This window comes from Azospirillum melinis, assembly GCF_013340935.1.
GTDB classification, from domain to species: Bacteria; Pseudomonadota; Alphaproteobacteria; order Azospirillales; family Azospirillaceae; genus Azospirillum; species Azospirillum melinis.
This window is the reverse complement of the sequence record NZ_WHOS01000025.1, coordinates 1-21,727: the sequence shown is the minus strand read 5'-3', so window position 1 is coordinate 21,727 and position 21,727 is coordinate 1. Positions and strand designations below refer to the sequence as shown.

At 69.1% G+C, this 21,727-nt stretch carries 17 protein-coding genes; 6 read left to right on the top strand and 11 right to left on the bottom strand.

All coding sequences use genetic code 11. The annotated features are described in order from the left end of the window. The first annotated feature begins 118 nt into the window (after window positions 1-118). Entirely contained in the window at window positions 119-805 is a 687-nt protein-coding gene (locus GBZ48_RS19025; protein WP_174472437.1) for an SGNH/GDSL hydrolase family protein, read from the top strand. Window positions 806-845: 40 nt separating this feature from the next. On the opposite strand, the gene GBZ48_RS19020 is transcribed toward GBZ48_RS19025, so the two are convergent. The 9 genes from GBZ48_RS19020 to GBZ48_RS18980 form a co-directional block, all read right to left on the bottom strand. Then, a complete protein-coding gene (locus GBZ48_RS19020; protein ID WP_174472436.1) occupies window positions 846-1,571 on the bottom strand; it encodes a hypothetical protein in 726 nt (241 codons plus the stop codon). Window positions 1,572-1,762: 191 nt separating this feature from the next. Continuing rightward, a complete protein-coding gene (locus GBZ48_RS19015) occupies window positions 1,763-2,356 on the bottom strand; it encodes an IMPACT family protein (protein ID WP_209798308.1) in 594 nt (197 codons plus the stop codon). A 19-nt stretch (window positions 2,357-2,375) separates the two neighbouring features. Continuing rightward, the gene (locus GBZ48_RS36760; RefSeq protein WP_174472435.1) at window positions 2,376-4,784 is read right to left on the bottom strand and encodes a calcium-binding protein; all 2,409 of its coding nucleotides are present in this window, start codon (window positions 4,782-4,784) and stop codon (window positions 2,376-2,378) included. An 83-nt stretch (window positions 4,785-4,867) separates the two neighbouring features. Then, window positions 4,868-5,164, bottom strand: coding sequence for a hypothetical protein (locus GBZ48_RS19005; protein ID WP_174472434.1), 297 nt, complete (start codon window positions 5,162-5,164; stop codon window positions 4,868-4,870). A 139-nt stretch (window positions 5,165-5,303) separates the two neighbouring features. Beyond that, window positions 5,304-6,884 carry a flippase gene (locus GBZ48_RS19000; RefSeq protein ID WP_174472433.1) on the bottom strand — a complete coding sequence of 527 codons (1,581 nt, stop codon included), beginning with the start codon at window positions 6,882-6,884 and terminating at the stop codon, window positions 5,304-5,306. A gap of 208 nt (window positions 6,885-7,092) precedes the next feature. Next, a complete protein-coding gene (pseC, locus tag GBZ48_RS18995) occupies window positions 7,093-8,340 on the bottom strand; it encodes a UDP-4-amino-4,6-dideoxy-N-acetyl-beta-L-altrosamine transaminase (protein ID WP_174472432.1) in 1,248 nt (415 codons plus the stop codon). Then, window positions 8,340-9,365: a UDP-N-acetylglucosamine 4,6-dehydratase (inverting) gene (pseB, locus tag GBZ48_RS18990; protein ID WP_174472431.1), complete on the bottom strand. Its 1,026-nt coding sequence runs from the start codon at window positions 9,363-9,365 to the stop codon at window positions 8,340-8,342. Before pseB ends, pseC begins: the two co-directional genes overlap by 1 nt. 229 nt (window positions 9,366-9,594) lie before the next feature. After that, the gene (locus tag GBZ48_RS18985) at window positions 9,595-10,857 is read right to left on the bottom strand and encodes a glycosyltransferase family 4 protein (protein ID WP_174472430.1); all 1,263 of its coding nucleotides are present in this window, start codon (window positions 10,855-10,857) and stop codon (window positions 9,595-9,597) included. A gap of 215 nt (window positions 10,858-11,072) precedes the next feature. After that, a complete protein-coding gene (locus GBZ48_RS18980; protein ID WP_174472429.1) occupies window positions 11,073-11,357 on the bottom strand; it encodes a hypothetical protein in 285 nt (94 codons plus the stop codon). Window positions 11,358-11,684: 327 nt separating this feature from the next. Between GBZ48_RS18980 and GBZ48_RS18975 the strand changes: the two genes are divergently transcribed. After that, window positions 11,685-13,517: an ABC transporter ATP-binding protein gene (locus GBZ48_RS18975; RefSeq protein WP_174472428.1), complete on the top strand. Its 1,833-nt coding sequence runs from the start codon at window positions 11,685-11,687 to the stop codon at window positions 13,515-13,517. Continuing rightward, window positions 13,514-14,053 carry a hypothetical protein gene (locus GBZ48_RS18970; RefSeq protein ID WP_174472427.1) on the top strand — a complete coding sequence of 180 codons (540 nt, stop codon included), beginning with the start codon at window positions 13,514-13,516 and terminating at the stop codon, window positions 14,051-14,053. Before GBZ48_RS18975 ends, GBZ48_RS18970 begins: the two co-directional genes overlap by 4 nt. A 245-nt stretch (window positions 14,054-14,298) precedes the next feature. Here the strand turns inward: GBZ48_RS18970 and GBZ48_RS18965 are convergent, their stop codons facing one another. Both GBZ48_RS18965 and GBZ48_RS18960 read right to left on the bottom strand, forming a co-directional pair. Then, window positions 14,299-15,243 (bottom strand): replication protein RepA, encoded by a 945-nt coding sequence (locus GBZ48_RS18965; protein ID WP_174472426.1) that lies wholly within the window; start codon window positions 15,241-15,243, stop codon window positions 14,299-14,301. A gap of 640 nt (window positions 15,244-15,883) precedes the next feature. After that, on the bottom strand, window positions 15,884-17,026 hold the full coding sequence (locus GBZ48_RS18960) for an RNA-guided endonuclease InsQ/TnpB family protein (RefSeq protein WP_174472425.1): 1,143 nt from the start codon (window positions 17,024-17,026) through the stop codon (window positions 15,884-15,886). A gap of 243 nt (window positions 17,027-17,269) precedes the next feature. On the opposite strand from GBZ48_RS18960, the gene GBZ48_RS18955 reads away from it, so the two are divergent. The 3 genes from GBZ48_RS18955 to GBZ48_RS18945 all read left to right on the top strand — a co-directional run bounded on the left by GBZ48_RS18955 (window position 17,270) and on the right by GBZ48_RS18945 (window position 21,609). Further along, a complete protein-coding gene (locus GBZ48_RS18955) occupies window positions 17,270-18,736 on the top strand; it encodes a mannose-1-phosphate guanylyltransferase/mannose-6-phosphate isomerase (RefSeq protein WP_174472424.1) in 1,467 nt (488 codons plus the stop codon). Window positions 18,737-18,981: 245 nt separating this feature from the next. Continuing rightward, on the top strand, window positions 18,982-19,401 hold the full coding sequence (locus GBZ48_RS18950; protein WP_174472423.1) for a hypothetical protein: 420 nt from the start codon (window positions 18,982-18,984) through the stop codon (window positions 19,399-19,401). Window positions 19,402-19,404: 3 nt separating this feature from the next. Further along, window positions 19,405-21,609 (top strand): peptidase domain-containing ABC transporter, encoded by a 2,205-nt coding sequence (locus tag GBZ48_RS18945; protein WP_174472422.1) that lies wholly within the window; start codon window positions 19,405-19,407, stop codon window positions 21,607-21,609. The last annotated feature ends 118 nt before the right edge of the window (window positions 21,610-21,727 follow it).

The window sequence follows — 21,727 nt, the reverse complement described above, 5'->3', positions numbered from 1 at the left end:
TGCGCAGACAACGCTCCCCCCAGCGCATCGCCGGCCATGGACTCCGACCTGCAACCCGGACCGTTGGCTTCTGCCGGGATGCCGGTATGGTGAGCGGCAAGACGGGCAGGGGCGGGCGATGCACAGCTGGTATTTCGTCGGTGACAGTCATGTGCAGGCTTTTGAGACCGCCGCCACGCTCGGTCTGCTCCGCCGCCCGTCCCGGTTCCTCATCGTCCCCGGCGCCACGGCCGTCGGGCTGCGCAATCCTGAAAGCCACACCCAGGCCATCGCCCATTTCCGGGAGACGCTGCTGCCCGCCCTGCCGGACGTCGTGCCGGTCCTCCAGCTCGGCGAGGTCGATTGCGGCTTCGTCATCTGGTGGCGGGCGCAGACGCTGGGCGAATCGGTGGACGCACAGCTGGCAGCGTCCATAGAGGCTTACACCTGTTTCATCGACACGCTGATCGATGCCGGTTACAGCCGGGTCGTGGTGACCGGAGCGGTTCCTCCCACCATTCCCGATGGACATCGCCAAGGTGCCGTGGCGCGCGCGCGCCACACGGTGACCGCAAGCCTGCGCGACCGCACCGAGCTGACGATGCGCTACAACCGGCTGCTTGCGGCGGAAGCGGCGCGGCGGCGAATTCCCTATACCGACATTTCCGCGCATGTCCTCGATGCCGGAACCGGCCTGATCGCCGACGCCTACCGCAGCCCCAACCCGCGCGACCACCATCTGCATCCGATCCGGGGCGCCTATGCCTGGGCCGAGGCGATCAACGGCCTGGAGACTCAACTGGACAGGCAGCCGGCAGAGTGCTGACACCCCCTTGTGCTGACGTCCTTGTGACGGCAGGCCATTCTCAAACCGCGCCGCGCCGTGACGGAGGGCGGGTCTCCACCACCGCGAAGGCGATCAGCAACCGCCGCTCGCAGGGGGCCGCAACCGGCTCCACCCCATGGAACGAGCGGTCGGACGGCGCATAGGCCAGCAGATGGTTGGGACGGTAGGGAGCCTGGGCCACCAGCTCGAAATCCGCGCGCGGGTAGCGGTCCATCCCCCGCCCGCGGAAATCGGGATCGCGGGGACGGTACAGCGCCGTGCCCAGAGAGGGTGCCTGCGGGTTGGGCGGGCCGCCGTCTGCCGGCATGTAAAGCAGCATGGAGAACATCGTCGCCTCGATGTCCGTGTGCGGCAGCATGGCGTGGCCGGTATGGTCTTCGATGATGCGCATGTTCGGCACCGGCGGCGCATCGACCCAGCCCAGCTTGTCGCGGACCTGGGGAAAGCGCTCGGCCATCGACGCGACAATGGCGGGGTTGAACAGGCAGTCGCGCACGTCGCGCCACACCGCCGCCTGCTTCCCGTCGCAGCGGGCCAGCCAGCTTTCGGTCAGCGGCACCTGATGGCGCGACGGCAGGTCGCCGGCTTGAAGGATGCCGAAGGCAGCGGGCTCCGGCCATTGGGCGCAGGCCCGGGCGTAGAGGTCGGCGGGCAGGAAGTCCGGCACGACCAGATGGGGGAAAGGATCGGTGCTGATCGCCGTATTGGACAAGCGGTTCAGAGCGTGCAATGCGGCGGTGGTCATTCATCCTCCCGATACTACCGGAGGAACAATAGCAACCCACGCCTGGCCGGGCAACGCGCCTGCTCCGTACTCCTCATGCACGGACGGCGAGGGCCTCCTGGCTTTCAGCCCTGCCGTGCCTACCCGCAAGGGGCAGCGCAAAACACATAAGAATGCTTATGGAAAAACCATTTCCGCCGGTCCGCCCCCGCTCACTCCCCGCCGCGCTCGACCACCGCCTGCCCGCGGGAAATGTCGGTGACCAGCCGGACGAAGGCATCGGACCGGTCGCGGGGAAGCGTGACCTGGAGTTGAACCCCGTCGGCGGTGAAGCCGGTGGTCTCCACCCGCGTGCCGGGGAAGCTGCCGAGGCTGGAGCGGATGCGCGCCTCCTCGGCGAAACCGCAGGCGACGGACAGGGTGGCATAGGCGACGATGGGCTCGCGCTCCGCCGCCTTCAGGCAGCTTGCCGCCGTGCCGCCATAGGCGCGCACCAGCCCGCCCGCCCCCAGCAGGATGCCGCCGAACCAGCGGCTGACCACCACCGCGACCCGGTCCATCCCCTGCCCTTCGATGGCCTGGAGGATCGGCCGCCCTGCCGTGCCGCCCGGCTCGCCGTCGTCGCTGAAGCGATAGACGTCGCCGACCCGCAAGGCCCAGCAATTGTGGCCGGCGTCCGGCAGGCTGCACGCGGCGATGAAGCGGCGCGCCTCCTCCTCGCTGCCGGCCGGGGCGGCCTGGGCCAGGAAGCGGCTCTTCTTGATCTCCTGCTCGAACCGCTCGGGCCTGATAAGGGTGAACATCATGAGAGTGGCCGCCACCCGCCTACAGCACGAAGTCGAAGGCGGAGAAGCTGTAGTTGGCGATGTTGACCTGGATGCGGAAATCGGCCGTCCGGTCGCCGTTCACATCGCCCTCGATCAGCGTCACCGCACCGGATGCCTGATAGCGCAGCTGGCCCGCCGCGCTGAAGGCGGCGGTGCCGATGAAGGTGAAGGCATCGTTCCCGGCGGTGCCGCTGATGGCGTCGATCTCCGACAGGTCGATGCGGTCGCCCTCGGCACCGGCGGTGGCATAGCTCGCCAGCCCCTTCAGCGCCTCCGCCGCCACGACTGCGCCATTGAAGTTGATGATGACATCGGGGGCGGCCAGCGTGGATTCGGTCAGGTTGCGGATGGAGAAGACATCCGCCCCGGCACCGCCGTCCAGCAGGTCGGCGGCATAGCCGCCGATCAGCGTGTCGTTGCCGTTGCCGCCCAGCAGCACGTCCTCGTAGCCGGTGACGGTGTCGTTGGGATTGACCGAGATCTCGTGGCTGCGGTCGGAATAGACGTCGCCGAACAGCACGTCGTCGCCGCTGCCGCCGCGCAGCACGTCGCTGCCCAGCCCGCCATAGAGCGTGTCGTTGCCGGCGCCGCCGTCCAGCCAATCATTGCCGGCCCCGGCGTCGAGCCAGTCGTTGCCGTCCTCGCCCAGCAGGGTGTCGTTGCCGACGACGTCGATCACGTCGCCGCGCATCAGGTCGTCCCCCGCGCCGCCGAACATCAGGTCGTTGCCGGCCCCGCCCTCCAGCTGGTCGGCGCCGTCGCCGCCCAGCAGGACGTCGTTGCCGGCATTGCCGAACAGCGTGTCGTTGCCGGCCAGTCCGGCGATGGTGTCGTTCCCGCCGCCGCCGCCGATGGCGTCGTTCTGAGGCCCGCCCACCAGATAGTCGTTGCCGGTGGTGGCCGCGACCGAGACGGTCAGGCCGCTCAGCGAGGGTTGGGAGAAGCCGACCAGCGACCCCAGCGGATAGACCCCATCGGTGGCCTGCAACAGCTCGATGCCGGTCAGCGTGTCGGTGCCGTCGGGACCGCTGACCTGCAGGTTGCCGCTGCCGTCGAAGGACAGGCTGTAGGAGGCGAGCGCGCCGGTCAGCACGAAACTGTCGATCCCGGCAAACCCGTCCACCGCGTCGCTGATCGGGTTGCCCAGCGCATCATAGGCGGCGCTGCCGCTCAACGTGTCGTTGCCGGTCGTGCCGGTCACCGCCACCGGCGCACCCTGCGGGATCAGCTGGTCCGCCGCCCAAGCCGGGGCGGCTGCCGCCATGGCCAGCCCTTCGGCGGCAGGCGCAACGGACCGGCCGGGCGTCACCCGCAGCGGCCGGCCCTCGCTGCGGCCGAAGGAGAGGTAATGGAGCGTGGCCGCGGTGGCGTCGCCGCCGGTGGCCGCCGCCACATCGGTGTTGGCCGCCAGATAGGCGGCGGCGTCGAAGGTGACGCCGCGCCCCTCACCCCGGCCGAAGCGGGCGTAATGGACCACCGCCGCGGCCGGATCGATGCCGACGGCGGCCAGCATGTCCGGGTTGGAGGCGAGATAGCCGTAGGGGTCGAAGCCGGCCGTCCGCCCCTCGCGGGCGCCATAGGCCAGATAATGCCGGATGGCGGCCCCGGCATCGAGGCCGACCGCCGCAAGCACGTCCGGATTGGCGCCCAGATAGCCCAGCGCGTCGAAGCCGCCCAGGCTGCGCCCCTCGTTCCGGCCGTTCCAGGCGTAATGGGCCGCCGCGGCGATCGCGTTGTCGCCGAAGGCGGCGGCAAGGTCGCGGTTGGCCGCCAGATAGCTGCGCGCATCGAAGGCGAAGGCCGCCGGAGCGGCGGTACGGCCGTCGATGGTCAGCAGCTCGACATCGGTCAGGATATCCGTGTTGCGGCTCGACACCACGGCATAGCGCCGGCTGTCCAGCGCCACCACCACCGGCGTCTCGGCGCGGTGGCTGCCGCCCTGGGCGGCATAGCGGCGCGGGTCGGCGGTGTAGATGGCGCGGTCGGTGCCGGCGCCGCCGTCGAAGCTGCGCCCGCCCGGAATCCCCAGATAGACGCTGTCGTTGCCGTCCGCCCCGACGAAGCCGTCGATCTGCTGGAAGATGCGGGCGCCGAGCCGGTCGAGCGTCCCGCCGGTCAGGGCGACATCCAGCCCTTCGATGCGATAGCGCAACAGCCCGGCCGCATCGCGGTCGGTCAGGCCGGTGAAGCGGACGGACGCCGCCCCCCCGCTGCCGGCGGCGGCATAGTCGAGCGTGGCGGCATGCGCCCGGCCGGCGACCGTGCGCGCGACGGTCTGGCTGCCGGCACCGGCGGCGATGGAGGAGGCATCCGGCACGGTGGTGAAGGCATCGGCGACGAAACCGTTCGCCAGCCGGGCCTCATCCAGATCGAGGGCGAAGCCCTGCCCCGCCACCAGCCGTGCCATGCACGCTCCCCCAAACCCCTACCGCAAACGGCACCGGCCGCCGGGTCAGGGCCGATCAGACAACGCCAACCGGATGACGCGGATCAGATGACCTGGAGATAGGCCGGGTCGAGCGCGCCGTGGCGGAACGGGATCCAGTCCTTGTGGTCGGCGCGGTACTGCAGGCCGTAGGGGTTCTTGAAGAAGATCTTCTGCAGCGGCTGGCCGCCTTCGGCGCGGGTGCGCTCCAGGTCGATCAGCGCCGACGGGGCGAACACCTTTTCCCACAGCTCGGTGTTGTCCACCTCGCGGCCGGCGTTCTTCACGTAATCGCGCGCGGTGTCGCTGAGCTGCCAAGCCTCTTCGACCATCGCATAATAGTCCACAGTACCCTCGGCCATGGCCTTCGAACTCCAACCAGCGTTGCACAGAGTTTCCGCTCACATAGCGCATTTTCGGCGGCAAAGGAACCACCTGCGCGCCGCAGCGGTTGAGCGTGGCCGCCCCCTCCGGGTGAACGGCCATGCCCTGATCGGGATGTTACGGGCGGTCCGCCGCCGCTCCGTCGATGGCCTGCCCGTTCATCCGCGGCGCCGGCAGCGGGGCGGGCAACGGGACCGCCCGGTTCTTGCGCAGCGGCGCGGCCAGCTTTTCCCAGGACCGGGTGCGCAGCAGCCGGCCGGCGACCCCCAGCCCGACCGCCAGCAGGCCGGTCAGGCTGATCGCCGCACCCACCGGCCCGCCGACCAGCAGCCCGGCCAGCCCGGCGACCCCGGCCAGCAGGGCGCGCAGGCCGATGGTCAGCGCCACCGTCCCCGTCCCCGGCGCCACGCGCGGCAGCAGAACCAGCAGAAGCCCGCAATCGACCGCCGTGCGCAGGCTCCAGGCCGCGGCGGCGCCGACCGCGCCATAGCGCTCGGCCAGCAGCCACAGCACGCCGAGATAGACCGGCAGTTCGGCCAGCTGCAGGCGCGCCGTCACGTCGACGCGGCCGACGCTCTGGATCAGCGTGTTGGGCACATAGGCGGTGGCGTTGAAGAAGACGCCCAGCATCAGGATCGACAGCACCGAGGCGCTGTTGGCGGCGAAGGCCGGCCCCAGCCACAGCTCCAGCGCCGTCTCGCCGCCGACGATGGTGGCGGCCTGCATCGCCAGGAACACCGCGAGCGTCAGGTGGCCGCCGGCATCCAGGATGCGGCCCAGCGCCGGCGGATCGCGCCGGAACAGGCTGGAGGCCAGCGGGAACAGCGCCAGCGACAGGGCGCCGGGGATCACCATCAGCCGCGACAGCAGCTCGAACGGCGTGGTGTAGAAGGCGACCATCGCCGCCGGCACCAGGCTGAGCAGGATGAAGCGGTCGGCATAGAGCATCGCCGGGCCGACCAGATTGTTCAGCATCATCCAGGCGCTCATGGTGAACAGCCCGCGCAAGCTCGGGCGGCCCCAGCGGCCGGGGCGCAGCAGATCCGGCATCTGCCGCACCGCCAGCACGCCGTAGCCGACCAGCCCGATGAAGCGCCCGACGGCGATGGCGGCGATCACCGGCACCAGGCTCTGGCTGAAGGGCAGCACGAAGAGCGGGCTCAGGTAGTTCAGCACCCCCACCGTCATCCGCACCAGGCTGATCGGGCGGAAGCGCTGGTGCGCCTCCAGCACGCCGCGCAGGCCGGCGGAGATCAGCGCGATCGGCACGATGGCCGCGGCGATCAGCAGGCTGGTCCGGATCTCGCCCGGCGAGGTGCCGGTCTCCAGCTGGAAGCGGTCGGCCAGCAGCCCGGCGCCCAGCGCCACCGCCCCGCCGGTCAGGATGCCGATGGCGCCCATCAGGGCGATGGCCGGCCCGGCGATCCCTGCCGTATTCGCCGAGCCTTGCCCCGCCTGCGCCTCCTCCGGCGTCTCCCCTGGCCCGCCCGCATGGCCGATCCGGTCGGCGACGACCTGCACCAGCGACCGTCCCAGCCCGAGGTCCAGCACGCCCAGATAGCCGAGCAGTGCCCAGATCAGGGTCAGCGCGCCGAAGCGCTCCATCCCGACGGCGGAGATGAGCAACGGAATCGACAGCAGGGCCGCCGCCATGGGCAGCCCCTCGCCGAGCAGATTCCAGAGCGTGTTGCGAAGCAAATTCGGAGGTCCGTACGCGAAACACTGTGAAGAGGCGTTCGGGACGACCCGACCCCGGCCATCCGGCTCTCCAGCCGTTCGACCTAGGTCTATGCCCTCCTGACGACGCCATTGTTATCGGTCCATCCTGTCCAAAACGCTAACGGAATCGCTTGGGCGAAACCGTCCGGACCCTGAACGGCCGTACGCGTTCCGGGCTGGACACCCGTCAGGACAGGACCCGCTCCAGCGCCGCGGCGACCCGGTCGACGTCGCCGTCGGCCATGGCCGGGAACAGCGGCAGCGACAGCGTCTGGACGTAATGGCTCATGGCGCCGGGCAGGGCGAGGTCGCCGTAGCGGCGGCGCCAGTAGGGTTGGCGATGGACCGGGATATAGTGCACCTGGGTGCCGACGCCCAGGGCGCGCAAGGCCACCATCACGGCCGAACGGGTCCGTCCGGCCGCTGCGAAATCGATGCGCGCGGCGCACAGGTGCCAGGCCGGCCGGCACCCGGGCACCAGGGCCGGCGGCCGCACCAGCGGGGCCAGCGGCGCCAGCCGTTCGGCATAGAGCGCCATCAGCCGCGCCCGCCGTTCGATAAAACGGTCGAGCCGGCCGAGCTGGCTCAGCACCAGTGCGGCATGGATGTCGGACAGGCGGTGGTTGAAGCCCGGCTCCGCCATCTCATAGTACCAGGGGTTGACGTTCCCCTCCGCGTCCAGGGCGGCGCCGGGATCGGCGAACCCCTCCCCCGGATCGGGCGTGCGCATCATGCCGTGGTTGCACAGGCGCCGCACCCGCGCCATCAGCGCCGGGTCGCTGCCGGTGAGCGCCCCGCCCTCCCCGGCCGCGATGGTCTTGACCGGATGGAAGGAGAAGACGGTCAGCGATCCCGCCTCCACCTCCGGCCGGCCGGCGCCGACCGGCACTTCAAGGCCCCCTGATGAACAGGCCGTGCCGATGGCATGGCAGGCATCCTCGACCAGTGCCAGCCCCTCCGCCTGCGCGAGCGCCGCCAGCCCGTCCATCGGCGCCGTCTGTCCGGCATAATGGACGGGGGCGAGGGCGCGGACGCGCCAGCCGGCCCTGGACGCGCGGGCGATGGCGGCCTCGGCCTCGGCGACGCCCATCAGGCCGCTGTCGGGATCGACGTCGGCGAAGGCGACCTCGGCCCCGGCATGGCGGGCGGCCGACGCCGTGGCGAGGAAGGTGTTAGATGGCACCACCACCGCATCGCCCGGCCCGATGCCCAGCGCCGCATAGGCCAGCCGCAGCGCCGCGGTGCCGTTGGCGCAGGCCACCGCGTCCGCCGCCCCCACCCTCGCGGCGAGCGCCCGCTCGAAAGCGCTGACCGTCGGCCCCTGGGTCAGCCAGTCGCCGCGCAGCACCGCCGCCACCGCGGCGATGTCCTCCTCATCCACCGACTGGCGGCCATAGGGAAGGAAGGGCAAATCCCCCATCGAGGGGCCCGCCATCAGGGCGCTTCCGCCAGCAGGGTGCGCAGCCGCTCGCCGTCGAGCCAGTCGTCGTTGCCGTCGCTGGCATAGCGGAAGCCGTCCGCCACCGGGCGGGCGTTCAGCCGCTCGTACGGCGCATGCTGCCAGAAGGTGAAGGCCGGCTCGATGACATAGCGGTCGTCCAGCTCGTAGGTCTGGCGGGAATCGTCCTCGGTGATCATCACCTCGTGCAGCTTCTCGCCTGGCCGGATGCCGACGATCTTCTGCGGCAGGTCCGGCGCCATGGCGCGGGCGAGGTCGGCGATGCGCATGCTGGGGATCTTCGGCACGAAGATCTCGCCGCCCTGCATCATGGCGAAGCAGGACAGCACGAAATCGACGCCGTGCTGCAATGTGATCCAGAAGCGGGTCATCCGTTCGTCGGTGACCGGCAGATGGTCGGCGCCCTCGGCGATCATCTTGCGGAACAGCGGCACGACGCTGCCGCGCGACCCCACCACATTGCCGTAGCGCACCACCGCGAAGCGGGTGTCGAGCGCGCCCGACAGGTTGTTGGCGGCGATGAAGATCTTGTCCGACGCCAGCTTGCTGGCGCCATAGAGGTTGATCGGGTTGGCCGCCTTGTCGGTCGACAACGCGACAACGCGCCGCACCCCCATCGACAGCGCCGCCCGCACCACGTTCTCCGCCCCATAGACGTTGGTGTGGATGCATTCCATCGGGTTGTATTCGGCGGCCGGCACATGCTTCAGCGCCGCGGCATGGACGCAGAAATCGACGTCGCGCATCGCCAGTTCCAGCCGCTCGCGGTCGCGCACGTCGCCGATGAAATAGCGCAGCGTCGGCGCCCAGTCCGCCGGCATGCGCTGCTGCATCTCGTACTGCTTGAACTCGTCGCGGGAGAAGATGATGACCCGGCGCGGCTTGGCGTGGCGCATCACCGTCTCGACGAAGCGGCGCCCGAAGGAGCCGGTTCCCCCCGTCACCAGGACCGACCGGCCGTCCAGCATGCGCAAGCCCGCCTCGAGCCCGGTGCCCGGCATGTCGGACCCATCCGCAGGAATCCCCGGCTTCGTCGCGCCCGCCTTGCTGGAATGTGTCGTCACCGCCGGTTCCGTCCTTTGAAGCCGCATCGCCCGAAGCCGCCGCACCCGGTGCCCACCGGCCGGATGATCCGGGAGGGGCGCCGCATCGGGACCGAAGTGAACCCCGACCGTAACCGGTGCTTTCTGACAATCGGGTTAATTCACTCAGCCCCCCGGTGCAAGGCTCTCATCGGACCGGGATGGCCGGCACCCGCCCCGCCTGGACATCCTCCAGCAGGCGGATCTGCGCCGGCAGGCAGACGGTGGCGAGGTCGAAGCGCTCCACCGCCGTCCTTCTTGCGGCGGCCGACAGGGCGGCGCGCAGCTCCGGGTCGTCCAGCGCCGTCTCCACCCGGTCGGCGAGCGCCATGGGGTCGTGGAAACCGGTCAGCAGCCCGTTCACCCCGTCCTCGATCACCTCGGCGACCGGCGGCGTGTCGGACCCGACGATGACGGCGCCGCAGGCCATCGCCTCCAGCATCGACCAGGACAGGACGAAGGGGAAGGTCAGGTAGATGTGGGCGCGCGAGATGCGCAGGACCGACAGGTAGCTGTCATAGGGCAGCTTGCCCAGCACATGCAGCCGCGACGATTCCGGCCTGGGCGCGCCGGCGGCGTCCAGCATCGTCTCCCGCCACATCGTCTCGCGCCAGGTGCCGCCCCCCTCCGGCGGCGCGCCGTAGCTGACCTCGTCGCCGCCCACCACCAGGATGTGCAGCTTCGGCCGGCGCCGCAGCAACTCCGCCGCCGCCCGCATGAAGGTGGGAAAGCCGCGGTAGGGTTCCAGGTTGCGGGCGACATAGGTCACCACCTCGTCCTCGCGCGACAGGGTGCGGCCGTCGGGCAGGGTGACGGTGGCGGCCGGATCCGGCCGGCAGACCGCGGTGTCGACCCCGTCATGGATCACCGAGATGCGCGGGCGGAAGGCCTCGGGATGCTGCTGCCGCTGCCACCGGGTCGGGCTGACGCCCCAGTCCATCGCGTCAAGCCCGGTCAGAAGCGAGGTGTTCTTGGTGCGGATGCGGCAGCGCGTCTCCAGCGTCACCGGCTTTTCCGGGTCGAAGCCGACATCCGACCCGTCGGCCCGATAGAAGAACTCGCAATAGAGCAGCAGCCGGGCGTCCGGGAACAGGTCCTTCAGGAACAGGGCCTCGCCCCAGCCGGGATGGGCGCAGATCACGTCGGGGGTGAAGCCCTCCTTCTGCAGGGCCAGCCCGGCGCGCACCGCGCCCTGCCCATGCAGGACCTGCCCTTCGAACATGCGGATATAGGGGTGGGTGTTTTCCCCCGGTTCGCGGGTCGGCCGGTAGAGCGCCATCTGGACGCCGCCCGGCAGCTCGCGCCGGACCTTGCCGATGAAGGCGACCCGGTGGGCCGGATCCGCCGCGAAATGGCGGACGAGATGCTTGTACTGGCCAGGGGTGTTCTGGTGGACGAACAGGATCCGCATGGAAAGGCAATGCCCGGAAAACGGAGGAACGGGACGACAGCCTGCAACCATCCGTCGCCGCTGTCGATGCTTAGAGTCTGTCTGGTGCTTCAGTAAGCACCAGACAGACTCTAAGCTTTTGGTTTTCCGTGTGATTCACGTTTCAAGCGATCCCGCTTGAAACGATCACACTCTAAGACCATCCGCTTAGTCAGGGCGCTCCACCCGCCGCCCCTCTATCCGCCGCCCTGCCCGTTGCGGCCCAGCAGGTCCTCATAGCGCCGGACGGTCTCCCGCATCTCCTCCAGCAGCAGGCGCTGCTCGTCGGCCGCCGCCTGCGCCCGCTCCTCCTCGGCCTTCTCGCGCCTCAGCTCGGCGTCACGGCGGTCCTCCTCGCCCCTGTTGCGGTGCGTCTCGCTGCGCCGCCGCCAGTCTTCGGCATCAGTCCGCCGGCTCTCGGCTTGCTCCAGGGGGGACTGGCCTGGGGGGGACTGGTCCGGGGGGAGGTGTATTCGGGGCATGGTGCTTACCCTCCATCAGGCGATGGGACGCCGTCAGCGCCCGTTCGGTCAGGCGCAGGCGTTCGCGGCTCTGGTCCAGCAGGCGCCGCCGTCGTTCCAGCGACTGACGGAGCGCCGCCTGCAGGGCCTTGAGGCGTTCGAGGGTTTCCATTCCACCGTCAACAGGCGAATCCGGCAACCCGCCTCAAGGGCATAGACACAGGCCGGGAAATGACCGGAGCAGGGTCCGCCGGAAGGACCCGTTTTCCCCCCGCCGCCTTGCGCCTATAAGCTCCCCTTCTCCGCCGGCACTGTCCGGCCCATCGCGCGACGGAGCGCCGACCCGCCTTGTCCTCGTCCCAATCCTCTTCCCCCCTGCCCTCCTCGCCCTGGCGCTTCCTGTGGATGTTCGTGCGCGACGGTTTCCTCGGCCGCGCCATCCTGCTGAACCTCGCCGCCGCGGGCGGGATCGGGCTGATGGGGATGGAGCCGGTGGCGATGCGCGGTCTGGTCGATGCGCTCACCGGGCTACCGGGGAACCATCCCTCCGGCTCCCCGGCCTGGACGGCGGAGGTGATGCGCTGGTTCCTGCTGCTGGGCGGGCTGTGGATCGCGTCGGCCCTGTTCAACCGCCTGCGCGAGCTGGTCGACCTGCACACCTCGCCGGCCTTGCGCCATGCCATCCAGGTCCGGCTGTTCGACCATCTGATCGACCATTCGCCGCGCTACTTCCAGGACAATTTCGCCGGCAACCTGGGCCAGAAGGTCAAGCAGGCCGGGCAGAGCGCCATCCAGATCCTGGAGATCCTGACCAACGACATCATCCGCATCGTCGTCATCCTGGCCATCGGCCTGACGCTGCTGGCCTCGGCGCAGACCCTGTTCGCCGGCCTGCTGGTCGGCTGGACCGTGGCGCATCTGGCCCTGTCGGCCCTGCTGGCCCGGCGCTGCCTGCGGCTGTCGCACGCCTTCTCCGAGGAGGTGTCGTCGACCACCGGCCGCATGGTCGACATCATCGCCAATGCCGAGCTGGTGCGCGCCTTCGCCCGCCGCCGTCAGGAGCTGTCCGGCCTGTCCGACGCGCTGACCGGCGAGATCGAGCGGTCGAAGGAGCTGCGCTGGTTCCTGACCAAGATGTGGTTCTGGCTGTTCAACGCCCTGCTGGTCTTCCAGATCATCCTGATCGGCCTCGCCGTGTCGGAGGCGATGGCCGGCCGCATGAGCATCGGCGATTTCGCCATGATCTTCTCGCTGGCCAGCATCGTCGGCGCCAATGTCTGGGGCCTGTCGACCCGCATGCTGGGCTTCTTCGAACAGCTGGGCGTCCTGTCCGGCGCCCTGGAGCTGATCGTCCGCCCGCACGAGATCCCGGATCCGCCCGGCCGCCCCGACCTGACCGTCGGCGACGGCGCCATCCGCTTCGAAGAGGTCCGTTTCGCCCATCCGGGAAACGGCGCGGTCTTCGACGGCCTGTCCCTGACCATCCGGCCGGGGGAGCGGGTGGCGCTGGTCGGCCCGTCGGGGGCGGGCAAGAGCACGCTGGTCCGCCTGCTGCGCCGGCAGTTCCCGTTGCAGGGGGGGCGCATCCTGATCGATGGGCAGGACATCGCCGCGGTCAGCCTCGCCTCGCTCAACCGCGCGGTGGCCGAGGTGCCGCAGCTGCCCAGCCTGTTCCATCGCTCCATCCGCGACAACATCGCCTATGGCAGCGAGGGGGCCAGCGACGAGGCAATCCGCGCGGCATCCGCCCGCGCCCATTGCGACCGTTTCATCGAGGGCCGTGCCGCCGGCTACGACACCGTGGTGGGGGAACGCGGCATCCAGCTGTCGGGCGGCGAGCGCCAGCGGGTCGCCATCGCCCGCGCCTTCCTGAAGGACGCGCCGGTCCTGGTGCTGGACGAGGCGACCTCCTCGCTCGACTCCGAGACGGAGCATCTGATCCAGGACGCGCTGCTCGGCCTGTTCGAGGGCCGCACGGTGATCGCCATCGCCCACCGGCTGTCGACCGTCACCGGCATGGACCGCATCCTCTATATGGAAAAGGGCCGCATCCTCGAGGACGGCGACCATGCCACCCTGCTGCGCCGCGACGGCCCCTATGCCCGGCTGTGGCGCCGTCAGGTCGGCGGCTTCCTGCCGGACGATGCCGGTTCCATCACCGATATGGAGGAGGCGCGATGAGACGGATCCCGAGATGGATCTCAAGACGGTTCTGCCCGGCGCTGCCGATTGCCGCCAGCCTGTTCATCCTCGCCGCGGAGGCCGCCGCCATGTCGCCTGCCAATTCGCCAGCTATGTCGCCCCTGCCCTTTTTCCAGCGGATCGAGCGCGTCGGCCTGCTCTGCGCGGTGGATGCCGAGGGCGGCGCGGTCACGGATGTCGGGGATGACGCGCTGTGCGGCCGCGCCGCCGCGGTGCTGTCAGGGCTGCTGGCCTCCGGTCCGGCGGTCACGGCGCTCGCCCCCAACGATGCCCGCATCGCCGAGCCGGGCACCCTGCTGGTGCTGGTCCATGCCACGCTGCGGCATGAGGAGGGGTGCCGTCTGCTGGCGCTCGCCGCGACCCTTCAGCGCAGCGGGGCCGCCGGCGACGCCCCCTTCTTCATGATGCCGCCCCAGGCACTGGCCCTGTCCGGCAGCCTCGATGAAAGCCTTCTGGATGCAACGCTCCGCCGTCTGCTGACCCCGTTGGGCGGAGCGCTGCGCGCCAATCCCTGAGCGGTTGGGGTGCTGCGGAGTTTGGAGTCTTGTCGCAGGGGGGGGTGAGGCTGCCGTTCCAGTCCAGAATATTTGCACGCCGTCAGTCCCGCGCAGGCGGGAATCGAGCCATATCAAGCACTTGAACAGGAGATTTGGATCCCTGCCTGCGCGGGACCGACGGCTGCACGGATAGGGTGCAGACGCGGATCGCGCGCCGAACGCGTCCTGCGTCAGCGCCCGATCCGCGGAATTCGCCCGCGAAATCACCGGCAGAGCTGTGCGAACTTGCGCTCCGGGATCGGCGGCGGCGAGGGATGAAGCATCAACCCCTGCTCTTCCACATCGACCCGCGCGTCCGGGTAGACCGCAAGCGCCAGTTGGAGCGCCTCGATGAAGCGCTTCCTGAAATCGCGCAGGCGGCTGTATCCGGCGCCGAACTGCTCGAACACCGCCGGCCAGGTGATCGGCGTGGAGCGGTTCAGGCTGTGCAGCCGGTAGGCCAGCCAGATATAGATGTCGATGCTGGTGCTGTTGTTCTGGATGTGGCGCAGCGCCGGCTCCCAGATCGGCACCGGATGGGCCTTCAGCTCGCGGAAGAAGGCCTCTGACAGCAGGACGCGGTCTTCCCACAGCGATCCCTGGCCCGGTTCCGCCCCGCCATTGGTCGAGAAATGGATGCCGCCCTTGACGATCGACCCCTTTTCGAAGCCGATGCTGTGGGCGTCCTCCCAGGCGAAGGTCAGGTTGCAGGCGGCGATGCGCGAGGCCTGCTCGCGGATGTCGCGGTAGGTCTGGCCGCCCACCGACAGGCCCATGCGGTCAAGCCATTCGTGCATGCTGCGGCCCAGCTCGACCTCGCGGCTGTCGGTCTGGATCGCCCGGGTTTGCAGGTACAGCAGGATCATCCGCGCACGGCTGCCGTACGGAACACCGTAAAGCTTAAAGCCACCGTTGCGGATCGGCAGTCGACCAGGCTCGATCAGCAAGCGGATCTTATGTCCGCGACGCTCCCACGGCTGGTCATCGGGAAGACGACGATGCGGAAGAGCCGTCAGCGCAAAACCCGAATAGGTGATGCCAAGCTCCTGCCGCTCCTCTTCGAGGACGGCAGCAGCCACATCGACTAGCGAACGCTGATCCGGATCCGTCTGGAGCGCCTTCGCCTGGTCGCGTCCCAGCTGGGTAATCAGGGTGTGTATCTGTCCCATATCGAGCTGACCTTGGCACGACTTTGCGGTCAACGCTATATCACGGTCGGTTAGTGCCAGCAATTTGGAGTCTTGTCGCTCAAACTATTTGTACGGATATTTGATTCAGTTAATAGTTTGCGCGACAAGACTCCAGTAGAGAATCGCGAGTCGCGCGACAAAACTCCAGAACTCCCGCGACAAGACTCCAGCGGATAGTCCGCGTTGCCTGTGGATTTTTCGGCAGACGCGACAAGACTCCAGCCGGGACATTTCGATTCGACCCCGAATCGCTTCCGATTCGTCGATTTCCGAGTCGTGGAGGCGAATCGATCACGACTCGCCGGTGATTCGCCCCTCGGCACCGATGCTGTCGGCAGCCGGATTTGGAGTTCTGTCGCGCCCCACCCCGCCCGGACCTGCCCCGATTGCCTGCCAGATCCGCCTCCAGCCGCCCTCCGCCCCTGTCCACGGGGGCCGGACGGCAGGGGAGCTGGGAGGGGGCGCGACAAGACTCCAACCTTGACCCTTGCCTCAACGCCGACCGGTCGGCGCCGGAGGGGAGGGTGTTTGGAGTCTTGTCTCGCCCCCTGTCCTAGAATGAGGCGCTCCGGTCGGGTGAACACTCTATCGCCTGAATGGCGACAGCTTCTCGGTCAAGCTAGGCGGTAACCCGCTGGCTTGGCGACCGAAGGCCGGTCCCCGGCCCCATTCCCTGTGCCCGCTGCAGGATGACCGTCGCCGCAGCGATGTCGCGATCCATCACGCAGCCACACGGACATTTGTGCATGCGGTCGGCGAGCGTCTTGGCGACACCAACTCCACAGACTGGACAGGTTTGGCTTGTACCTCGAGGGTCCACCGCTTCCACACGGGTACCGGCACTTGCAGCCTTGTACTCGAGAAAGGAGCGAAGCTGGCCCCAGGCAGCGTTGTGAACCGCCTTGGCTAGCCTCGAGCGGGTCAGACGGTCGACGTTCAGGTCTTCTAGAGCGATGAAGGCATAGCGCTCCACCAGAGAGCGGGACAACTGATGGAGAAAGTCACGCCGCTGGTTGGCGGTGTGGGCACTGTGGCGGGCAAGCCGTTGCTTGGCCTTAAGCCGACGCCGGCTGCCCCGCTTGCAGCGGGCAAGAGCACGTTGCAAACGACGCTGTTTTTTGGCCGCGTGTTTCGTCCAATGCGGCGTTGCTATGCTCTCACCGTCCGAGGTGGCAATCAGGCTGGCCAAGCCGACGTCGATGCCGACCGCGGCACCATCGCGCAGCGGCTTCTCCTGATCAGGCAAGGCAATCTGGAAGCAAACGAACCATGAGCCGGCCGAACGGGAGAGGACGGCGGCCCTCACCGCCGCACCGGCCGGAAGGGCGCGGTGCCACTTCACCTTGATCTCACCAGGGATGCCGGTAACGCTGAGGCGCTTGCTCTTGCGGATCGTCAGACCATCGCCGACCCGGAACTCGGCGCTGTCGAAGCGATGCTTTGCCTGGAAGCGCGGAAAGCCGGCCTTGGCCTTGGTTTTGAGACGGCGGAAGAAGGCGGTGAACGCCTTGTCCAGACGGCGGAGCACCTGTTGTGCGGCGGAATAGCTGAAGCCGGCGAGGCGCTCGTCGATGGCGCGGACTGCCTTCAGTTCGCTTGATTGGTCGAAATAGCGCAGGGTCTTGTGCTGACGCCGGTAGGCTTCGATGCGCTGCTGGAGAGCCGCGTTGTAGAGATCGCAGAAGGCGCCCAACATCTCTGTCAGGACCACGCTCTGGGCCTTACTCGGATAAAGCCGGTATTTGTAGCTCCGCTGAACCATGCGGAAATCCTACAGGATGTTCGTGATTTGTTCGAAGAAAATTTCGCCTACTCCTCCCTGACTTTCCTGATGCTCACTAAAAGCGGTAACCCTTGGTCGGAATGTCGCGTAGGTCTCGGAGGGGTACTTGTGAAGGGCGGAAAGCGCGGTCTATAACGAACCGCCATGGCGCCAGCCCTCAGGTTTTGTCCCTGTGCGGCTGCCGGCGCCCGACCACATGCTCACACAACAGATGGCGGCAGGATGAACGGCAATTCCGCGCAGAAGATCGTCCCGGTGCTGCTGTCCGGCGGTACGGGGTCCCGTTTGTGGCCCTTGTCGCGCGAACTGTATCCCAAGCAGTTTCTGCCGCTCTGCTCCGACCGGACGATGCTCCAGGACACCGCTTTGCGGGTCAGCGCGCAGCCTGGCTCCCCGGCTGCTGCTGCCGCGGAGGCCGTCTTCGCGGCTCCCCTGGTGATCTGCAACCAGGAACACCGCTTCCTCGCCGCCGAGCAGCTGCGCCAGTCGCGCTGCACGCCGCGCGGCATCATCCTGGAGCCGGCCGGCCGCAACACCGCCGCCGCCTGTGCGCTCGCTGCCCTGGCGGTCGCGGCGGACGATCCGGACGCCCTGCTGCTGATCCTGCCGGCCGACCATGAGATCCGCGACGCCGAGGCCTTCCGCCGCGCCGTCGCCATCGCCGCCCGCGCCGCCCAGGCCGGCCGGCTGGTCACCTTCGGCATCACCCCGACCCGGCCGGAGACCGGCTACGGCTATATCCGCCGCGGCCATTCGATGGACGAGGCCGACGGCGCCTACAATGTCGCCGCCTTCGTCGAGAAGCCGTCGCTGGAGGTGGCCGAGCGCTACCTCGCCGAAGGCACCTATGCCTGGAACAGCGGCATGTTCCTGTTCCCGGCCTCCCGCCTGCTGGCCGAGCTGGAGCGCCACGCCCCGGCGGTGCTGGCTGCCTGCCGCGAGGCGCTGGAGCAGGGCTCGAAGGATCTCGACTTCTTCCGTCTGGACGCCGCCGCCTTCGCCAAGGCGCCCAGCATCTCCATCGACTATGCGGTGATGGAGCGCACCGACCGCGCCGCCGTCGTCCCCTGCGAGATCGGCTGGACCGATGTCGGCGCCTGGTCGGCACTGTGGGATGTCGGCAACAAGGACGGCGAGGGCAACGTCATCGTCGGCGACGTGCTGCTGGAGGGGGCCCGCGACTGCTACGTCCGCAGCGAGAACCACCTGACCGCGGTGGTCGGGGTGGAGAACGCCGTGGTCGTGGTGGTGGACGACGCCGTGCTGGTCGCCGACCGCTCCCAGGCGCAGGACGTCAAGCGCATCGTCGACCGGCTGAAAGCCGAGGGGCGCAGCGAGTCCGTCAGCCACCGCCGGGTCCACCGCCCCTGGGGATCCTACCAGTCGCTGCACACCGGCGACCGCTTCCAGGTGAAGAGCCTGACCATCGCCCCTGGCTCGCGCCTGTCGCTCCAGAAGCACCATCACCGTGCCGAGCACTGGGTGGTGGTCAACGGCACGGCACTCGTCACCCGCGGCGAGGAGCAGGTGATGGTCTACGAGAACCAGTCGATCTACATCCCGATCGGCACGGTCCACCGGCTGGAGAACCCCGGCAAGGTGCCGCTGACCATCATCGAGGTGCAGTCCGGCTCCTATCTGGGCGAGGACGACATCGTCCGGCTCGAGGACGTCTACGGCCGCAACTGAGCGGCACCGGCTGTTGCCGCCGGAGGGCCGCGACCCAGCGGGCACGTGTCCGCGATAGCCAGGAGGCCGGACGGCCTCGCCGGTGATCGAGGCAAACGGACAAACGCCTCCGCGCAAGCGGAGGCGTCGCCTGTGTCTCTTTGCGGTTGCGGACATTGGCGGCTTGGTCCGGGTCGCCGACTTCCGGTAGAAAGGGGGCGCGAGGGTGCCGCAGCGGCGCCCCGCCTTCTGCTGCCGGGACCATCATGACCATCGAGCCGCCGCCGGACGACCGCATCCCCGAACTCTATGCCGACGGGGTCTTCGACATCGGCTTCGGCAACGGCATGGTCCGCATCGACCTGTTCAGCCTGTCGGCGCTGCGCAAGGACGGCAACGGTCAGCCGCTGCCCGCCATCCGCCAGCGGGTGGTGATGAGCCTGCCGGGCTTCCTCGCCAGCCTCTCCGCCCTGGAGGGCATGCGCCAGCGGCTGGAGGCCGCCGGTGTGCTGCCGCCCAATTCCGGCGCCGTGCCGGTTTCCGCTCCCTCTCACGGCTCCCCTGCCTCTCCGCCCTTCCAGGGCAATGTGCAGGCTCCGGTGCAGGCCGCGGTCCAGCCTGCCTCTCCCGCCCCGGCAGCCTCGGCCACTCCGCCCACCCGGCCCCGTTCGCCGAATTTCGGCTGACCGATGCCGGACGCCAGCACGACCGTCACGGCCCCGCCCCCCGGACCCGAGGCCGCGCCGAACCACGACGAGAGCACCGCCCTGCGCTGCCTGACGCTGGTGGCGCGCCATCACGGCCTGTCGACCTCGCCGTCCGCGCTGCGCGCCCGCGTCGCCCCCGGCAGGGGGGAGCCCTCCACCGCCGACCTGCTGCGCATCGCCGCCGCCACCGGCTTCAAGGCGACAGCCCGCCGGCTGGACTGGAAGGGCTTGCAGTCCCTTCCCCCCGTCTTCCCGCTGCTGGCGCGGCTGTCCAACGGCAACACCGTCATCCTGGTCGGGCTGTCGCGTCCTGCGGACCCGGCGGAGGAGCCCATGGTCGGCGTCGTCGATCCGCTGGCCGACCGGCTGGACGTGATCGACGTGCCGCGCGACCGCTTCCTGGAGCGCTGGGACGGCGAGCTGGTCTTGCTCAAGCCGCGCCACGGCCTTGCCGACCCGCGCCAGCCCTTCGGCCTGCGCTGGTTCGTGCCGGAGATCCTGCGCCAGAAATCCGCCTTCCGCGACGTGGTGGTGGCGGCACTGGTGCTGCACGGGCTCGCCCTTGCCGTCCCGGTCTATTTCCAGATCGTGATCGACAAGGTGCTGGTGAACGAGACCGTCGCCACGCTCCAGGTGCTGACCATCGGCGTGCTGGGCGCCCTGCTGTTCGAGGCGGGCTTCCGCTTCCTGCGCCAGTTCATCCTGCTGGCGGCGGCCAACCGCATCGACATCCGCCTCTTGAACCGTACCTTCGGCCATCTGCTCGACCTGCCGATCACCTTCTTCGACGGGCATTCGGCCGGCGTCACCGTGCGCCACATGCAGCAGGTCGAGCGCATCCGCGAATTCCTGACCGGCAACCTGCTGTCCACCGTGCTCGACAGCCTGGTGCTGCTGGTCTTCCTGCCGGTGCTGTTCTTCTATTCGGTCAAGCTGACGCTGGTGGCGCTGCTGTTCGCCGGCCTGATCGCCGGCGTGGTGGTCGCCCTGGTGCCGGTCTACCGCAGCCGCCTGCGCGACCTCTACAACGCCGATGCCGAGCGGCAGGCCATGCTGGTGGAAACCATCCACGGCATGCGGACCGTCAAATCCTCGGCACTCGAACCGCAGCAGCGCCGCAGCTGGGACCGCAAGGCCGCCCGCGCGGTGACCAGCCATTACCGGGTCGGCCGCATCTCCATCGCCGCCCGCACGGTGACCGAGTTCCTGGAGAAGGCGATGATGGTGGCGGTGGTCGCCGTCGGCGCCTTCGACGTCTTCGACCGCCAGCTGTCGGTCGGCGCGCTGATCGCCTTCCAGATGCTGTCGGGCCGGGTGGTGACGCCGCTGGTCCAGATCGTCTCGCTGATCCACCAGTATCAGGAGACCGCCCTGTCGGTGCGCATGCTGGGCGAGGTGATGAACCACCCGGCCGAGCCGCGGCGCGAGGGCAGCGGCGCCTGCCCCGCCCTGATCGGCCGCATCGAGATCGAAGGGCTGGGCTTCCGCTACGACCGCAACCGCCCGGCTGCGCTCGACGGCGTCACCCTGACCGTGCCGGCCGGGTCGGTCGTCGGGCTGGTCGGGCGCAGCGGCTCGGGCAAGAGCACGCTGATGCGGCTGCTCCAGGGTTTCTACCCGGTGCAGGAGGGCAGCATCCGCTATGACGGGCTCGACATCCGCGAACTGGATCTGGCCCATCTGCGCCGCTCCATCGGCGTGGTGCTGCAGGAGAATTTCCTGTTCCGCGGCACCATCCGCGACAACATCGCGATGACCATGCCGGAGGCCAGCCGCGAGGAGATCGTCGAGGCCGCCCGGCTGGCCGGCGCCGACGAGTTCATCCACCGCCTGCCCGACGGCTACGACACGCTGGTGGAGGAGGGGGCGAGCAACCTGTCCGGCGGCCAGAAGCAGCGCATCGCCATCGCCCGCGCCCTGCTGCCCCAGCCGCGCCTGCTGATCCTGGACGAGGCGACCTCGGCGCTCGACCCCGACAGCGAGGCCATCGTCATGGCCAATTTGCGGCGCATCGCCCAGGGCCGCACCGTGCTGATCGTCACCCACCGGCTCTCCACCCTGACCGGCTGCGACACCATCGCCGTGCTGGAGCAGGGGCGCCTGCTCGACCTCGCCCCCCATCCCCTCCTGCTCGACCGCTGCGCCGAATACCGGCATCTGTGGCAGCAGCAGAACCGGGGGCGCTGAACCATGCCCGACACGCAGATGCCCGAAGCAGGGGTGCCCGAAATCGACCGCCAGGACGCAGCACGGGCGGAGACCGGCCGCGAGGTCGTTCCGGCCAAACCCGCCCCCCCCTCCTCCC

Bases quoted from the DNA above. Each gene is read 5' to 3' on its own strand.
- GBZ48_RS19025 (WP_174472437.1), top strand. From the start codon at position 119: ATGCACAGCTGGTATTTCGTCGGTGACAGTCATGTGCAGGCTTTTGAG.
- GBZ48_RS19020 (WP_174472436.1), bottom strand. From the start codon at position 1,571: ATGACCACCGCCGCATTGCACGCTCTGAACCGCTTGTCCAATACGGCG.
- GBZ48_RS19015 (WP_209798308.1), bottom strand. From the start codon at position 2,356: ATGATGTTCACCCTTATCAGGCCCGAGCGGTTCGAGCAGGAGATCAAG.
- GBZ48_RS36760 (WP_174472435.1), bottom strand. From the start codon at position 4,784: ATGGCACGGCTGGTGGCGGGGCAGGGCTTCGCCCTCGATCTGGATGAG.
- GBZ48_RS19005 (WP_174472434.1), bottom strand. From the start codon at position 5,164: ATGGCCGAGGGTACTGTGGACTATTATGCGATGGTCGAAGAGGCTTGG.
- pseC (WP_174472432.1), bottom strand. From the start codon at position 8,340: ATGGCGGGCCCCTCGATGGGGGATTTGCCCTTCCTTCCCTATGGCCGC.
- pseB (WP_174472431.1), bottom strand. From the start codon at position 9,365: ATGCCGGGCACCGGGCTCGAGGCGGGCTTGCGCATGCTGGACGGCCGG.
- GBZ48_RS18985 (WP_174472430.1), bottom strand. From the start codon at position 10,857: ATGCGGATCCTGTTCGTCCACCAGAACACCCCTGGCCAGTACAAGCAT.
- GBZ48_RS18980 (WP_174472429.1), bottom strand. From the start codon at position 11,357: ATGCCCCGAATACACCTCCCCCCGGACCAGTCCCCCCCAGGCCAGTCC.
- GBZ48_RS18970 (WP_174472427.1), top strand. From the start codon at position 13,514: ATGAGACGGATCCCGAGATGGATCTCAAGACGGTTCTGCCCGGCGCTG.
- GBZ48_RS18965 (WP_174472426.1), bottom strand. From the start codon at position 15,243: ATGGGACAGATACACACCCTGATTACCCAGCTGGGACGCGACCAGGCG.
- GBZ48_RS18960 (WP_174472425.1), bottom strand. From the start codon at position 17,026: ATGGTTCAGCGGAGCTACAAATACCGGCTTTATCCGAGTAAGGCCCAG.
- GBZ48_RS18955 (WP_174472424.1), top strand. From the start codon at position 17,270: ATGAACGGCAATTCCGCGCAGAAGATCGTCCCGGTGCTGCTGTCCGGC.
- GBZ48_RS18950 (WP_174472423.1), top strand. From the start codon at position 18,982: ATGACCATCGAGCCGCCGCCGGACGACCGCATCCCCGAACTCTATGCC.
- GBZ48_RS18945 (WP_174472422.1), top strand. From the start codon at position 19,405: ATGCCGGACGCCAGCACGACCGTCACGGCCCCGCCCCCCGGACCCGAG.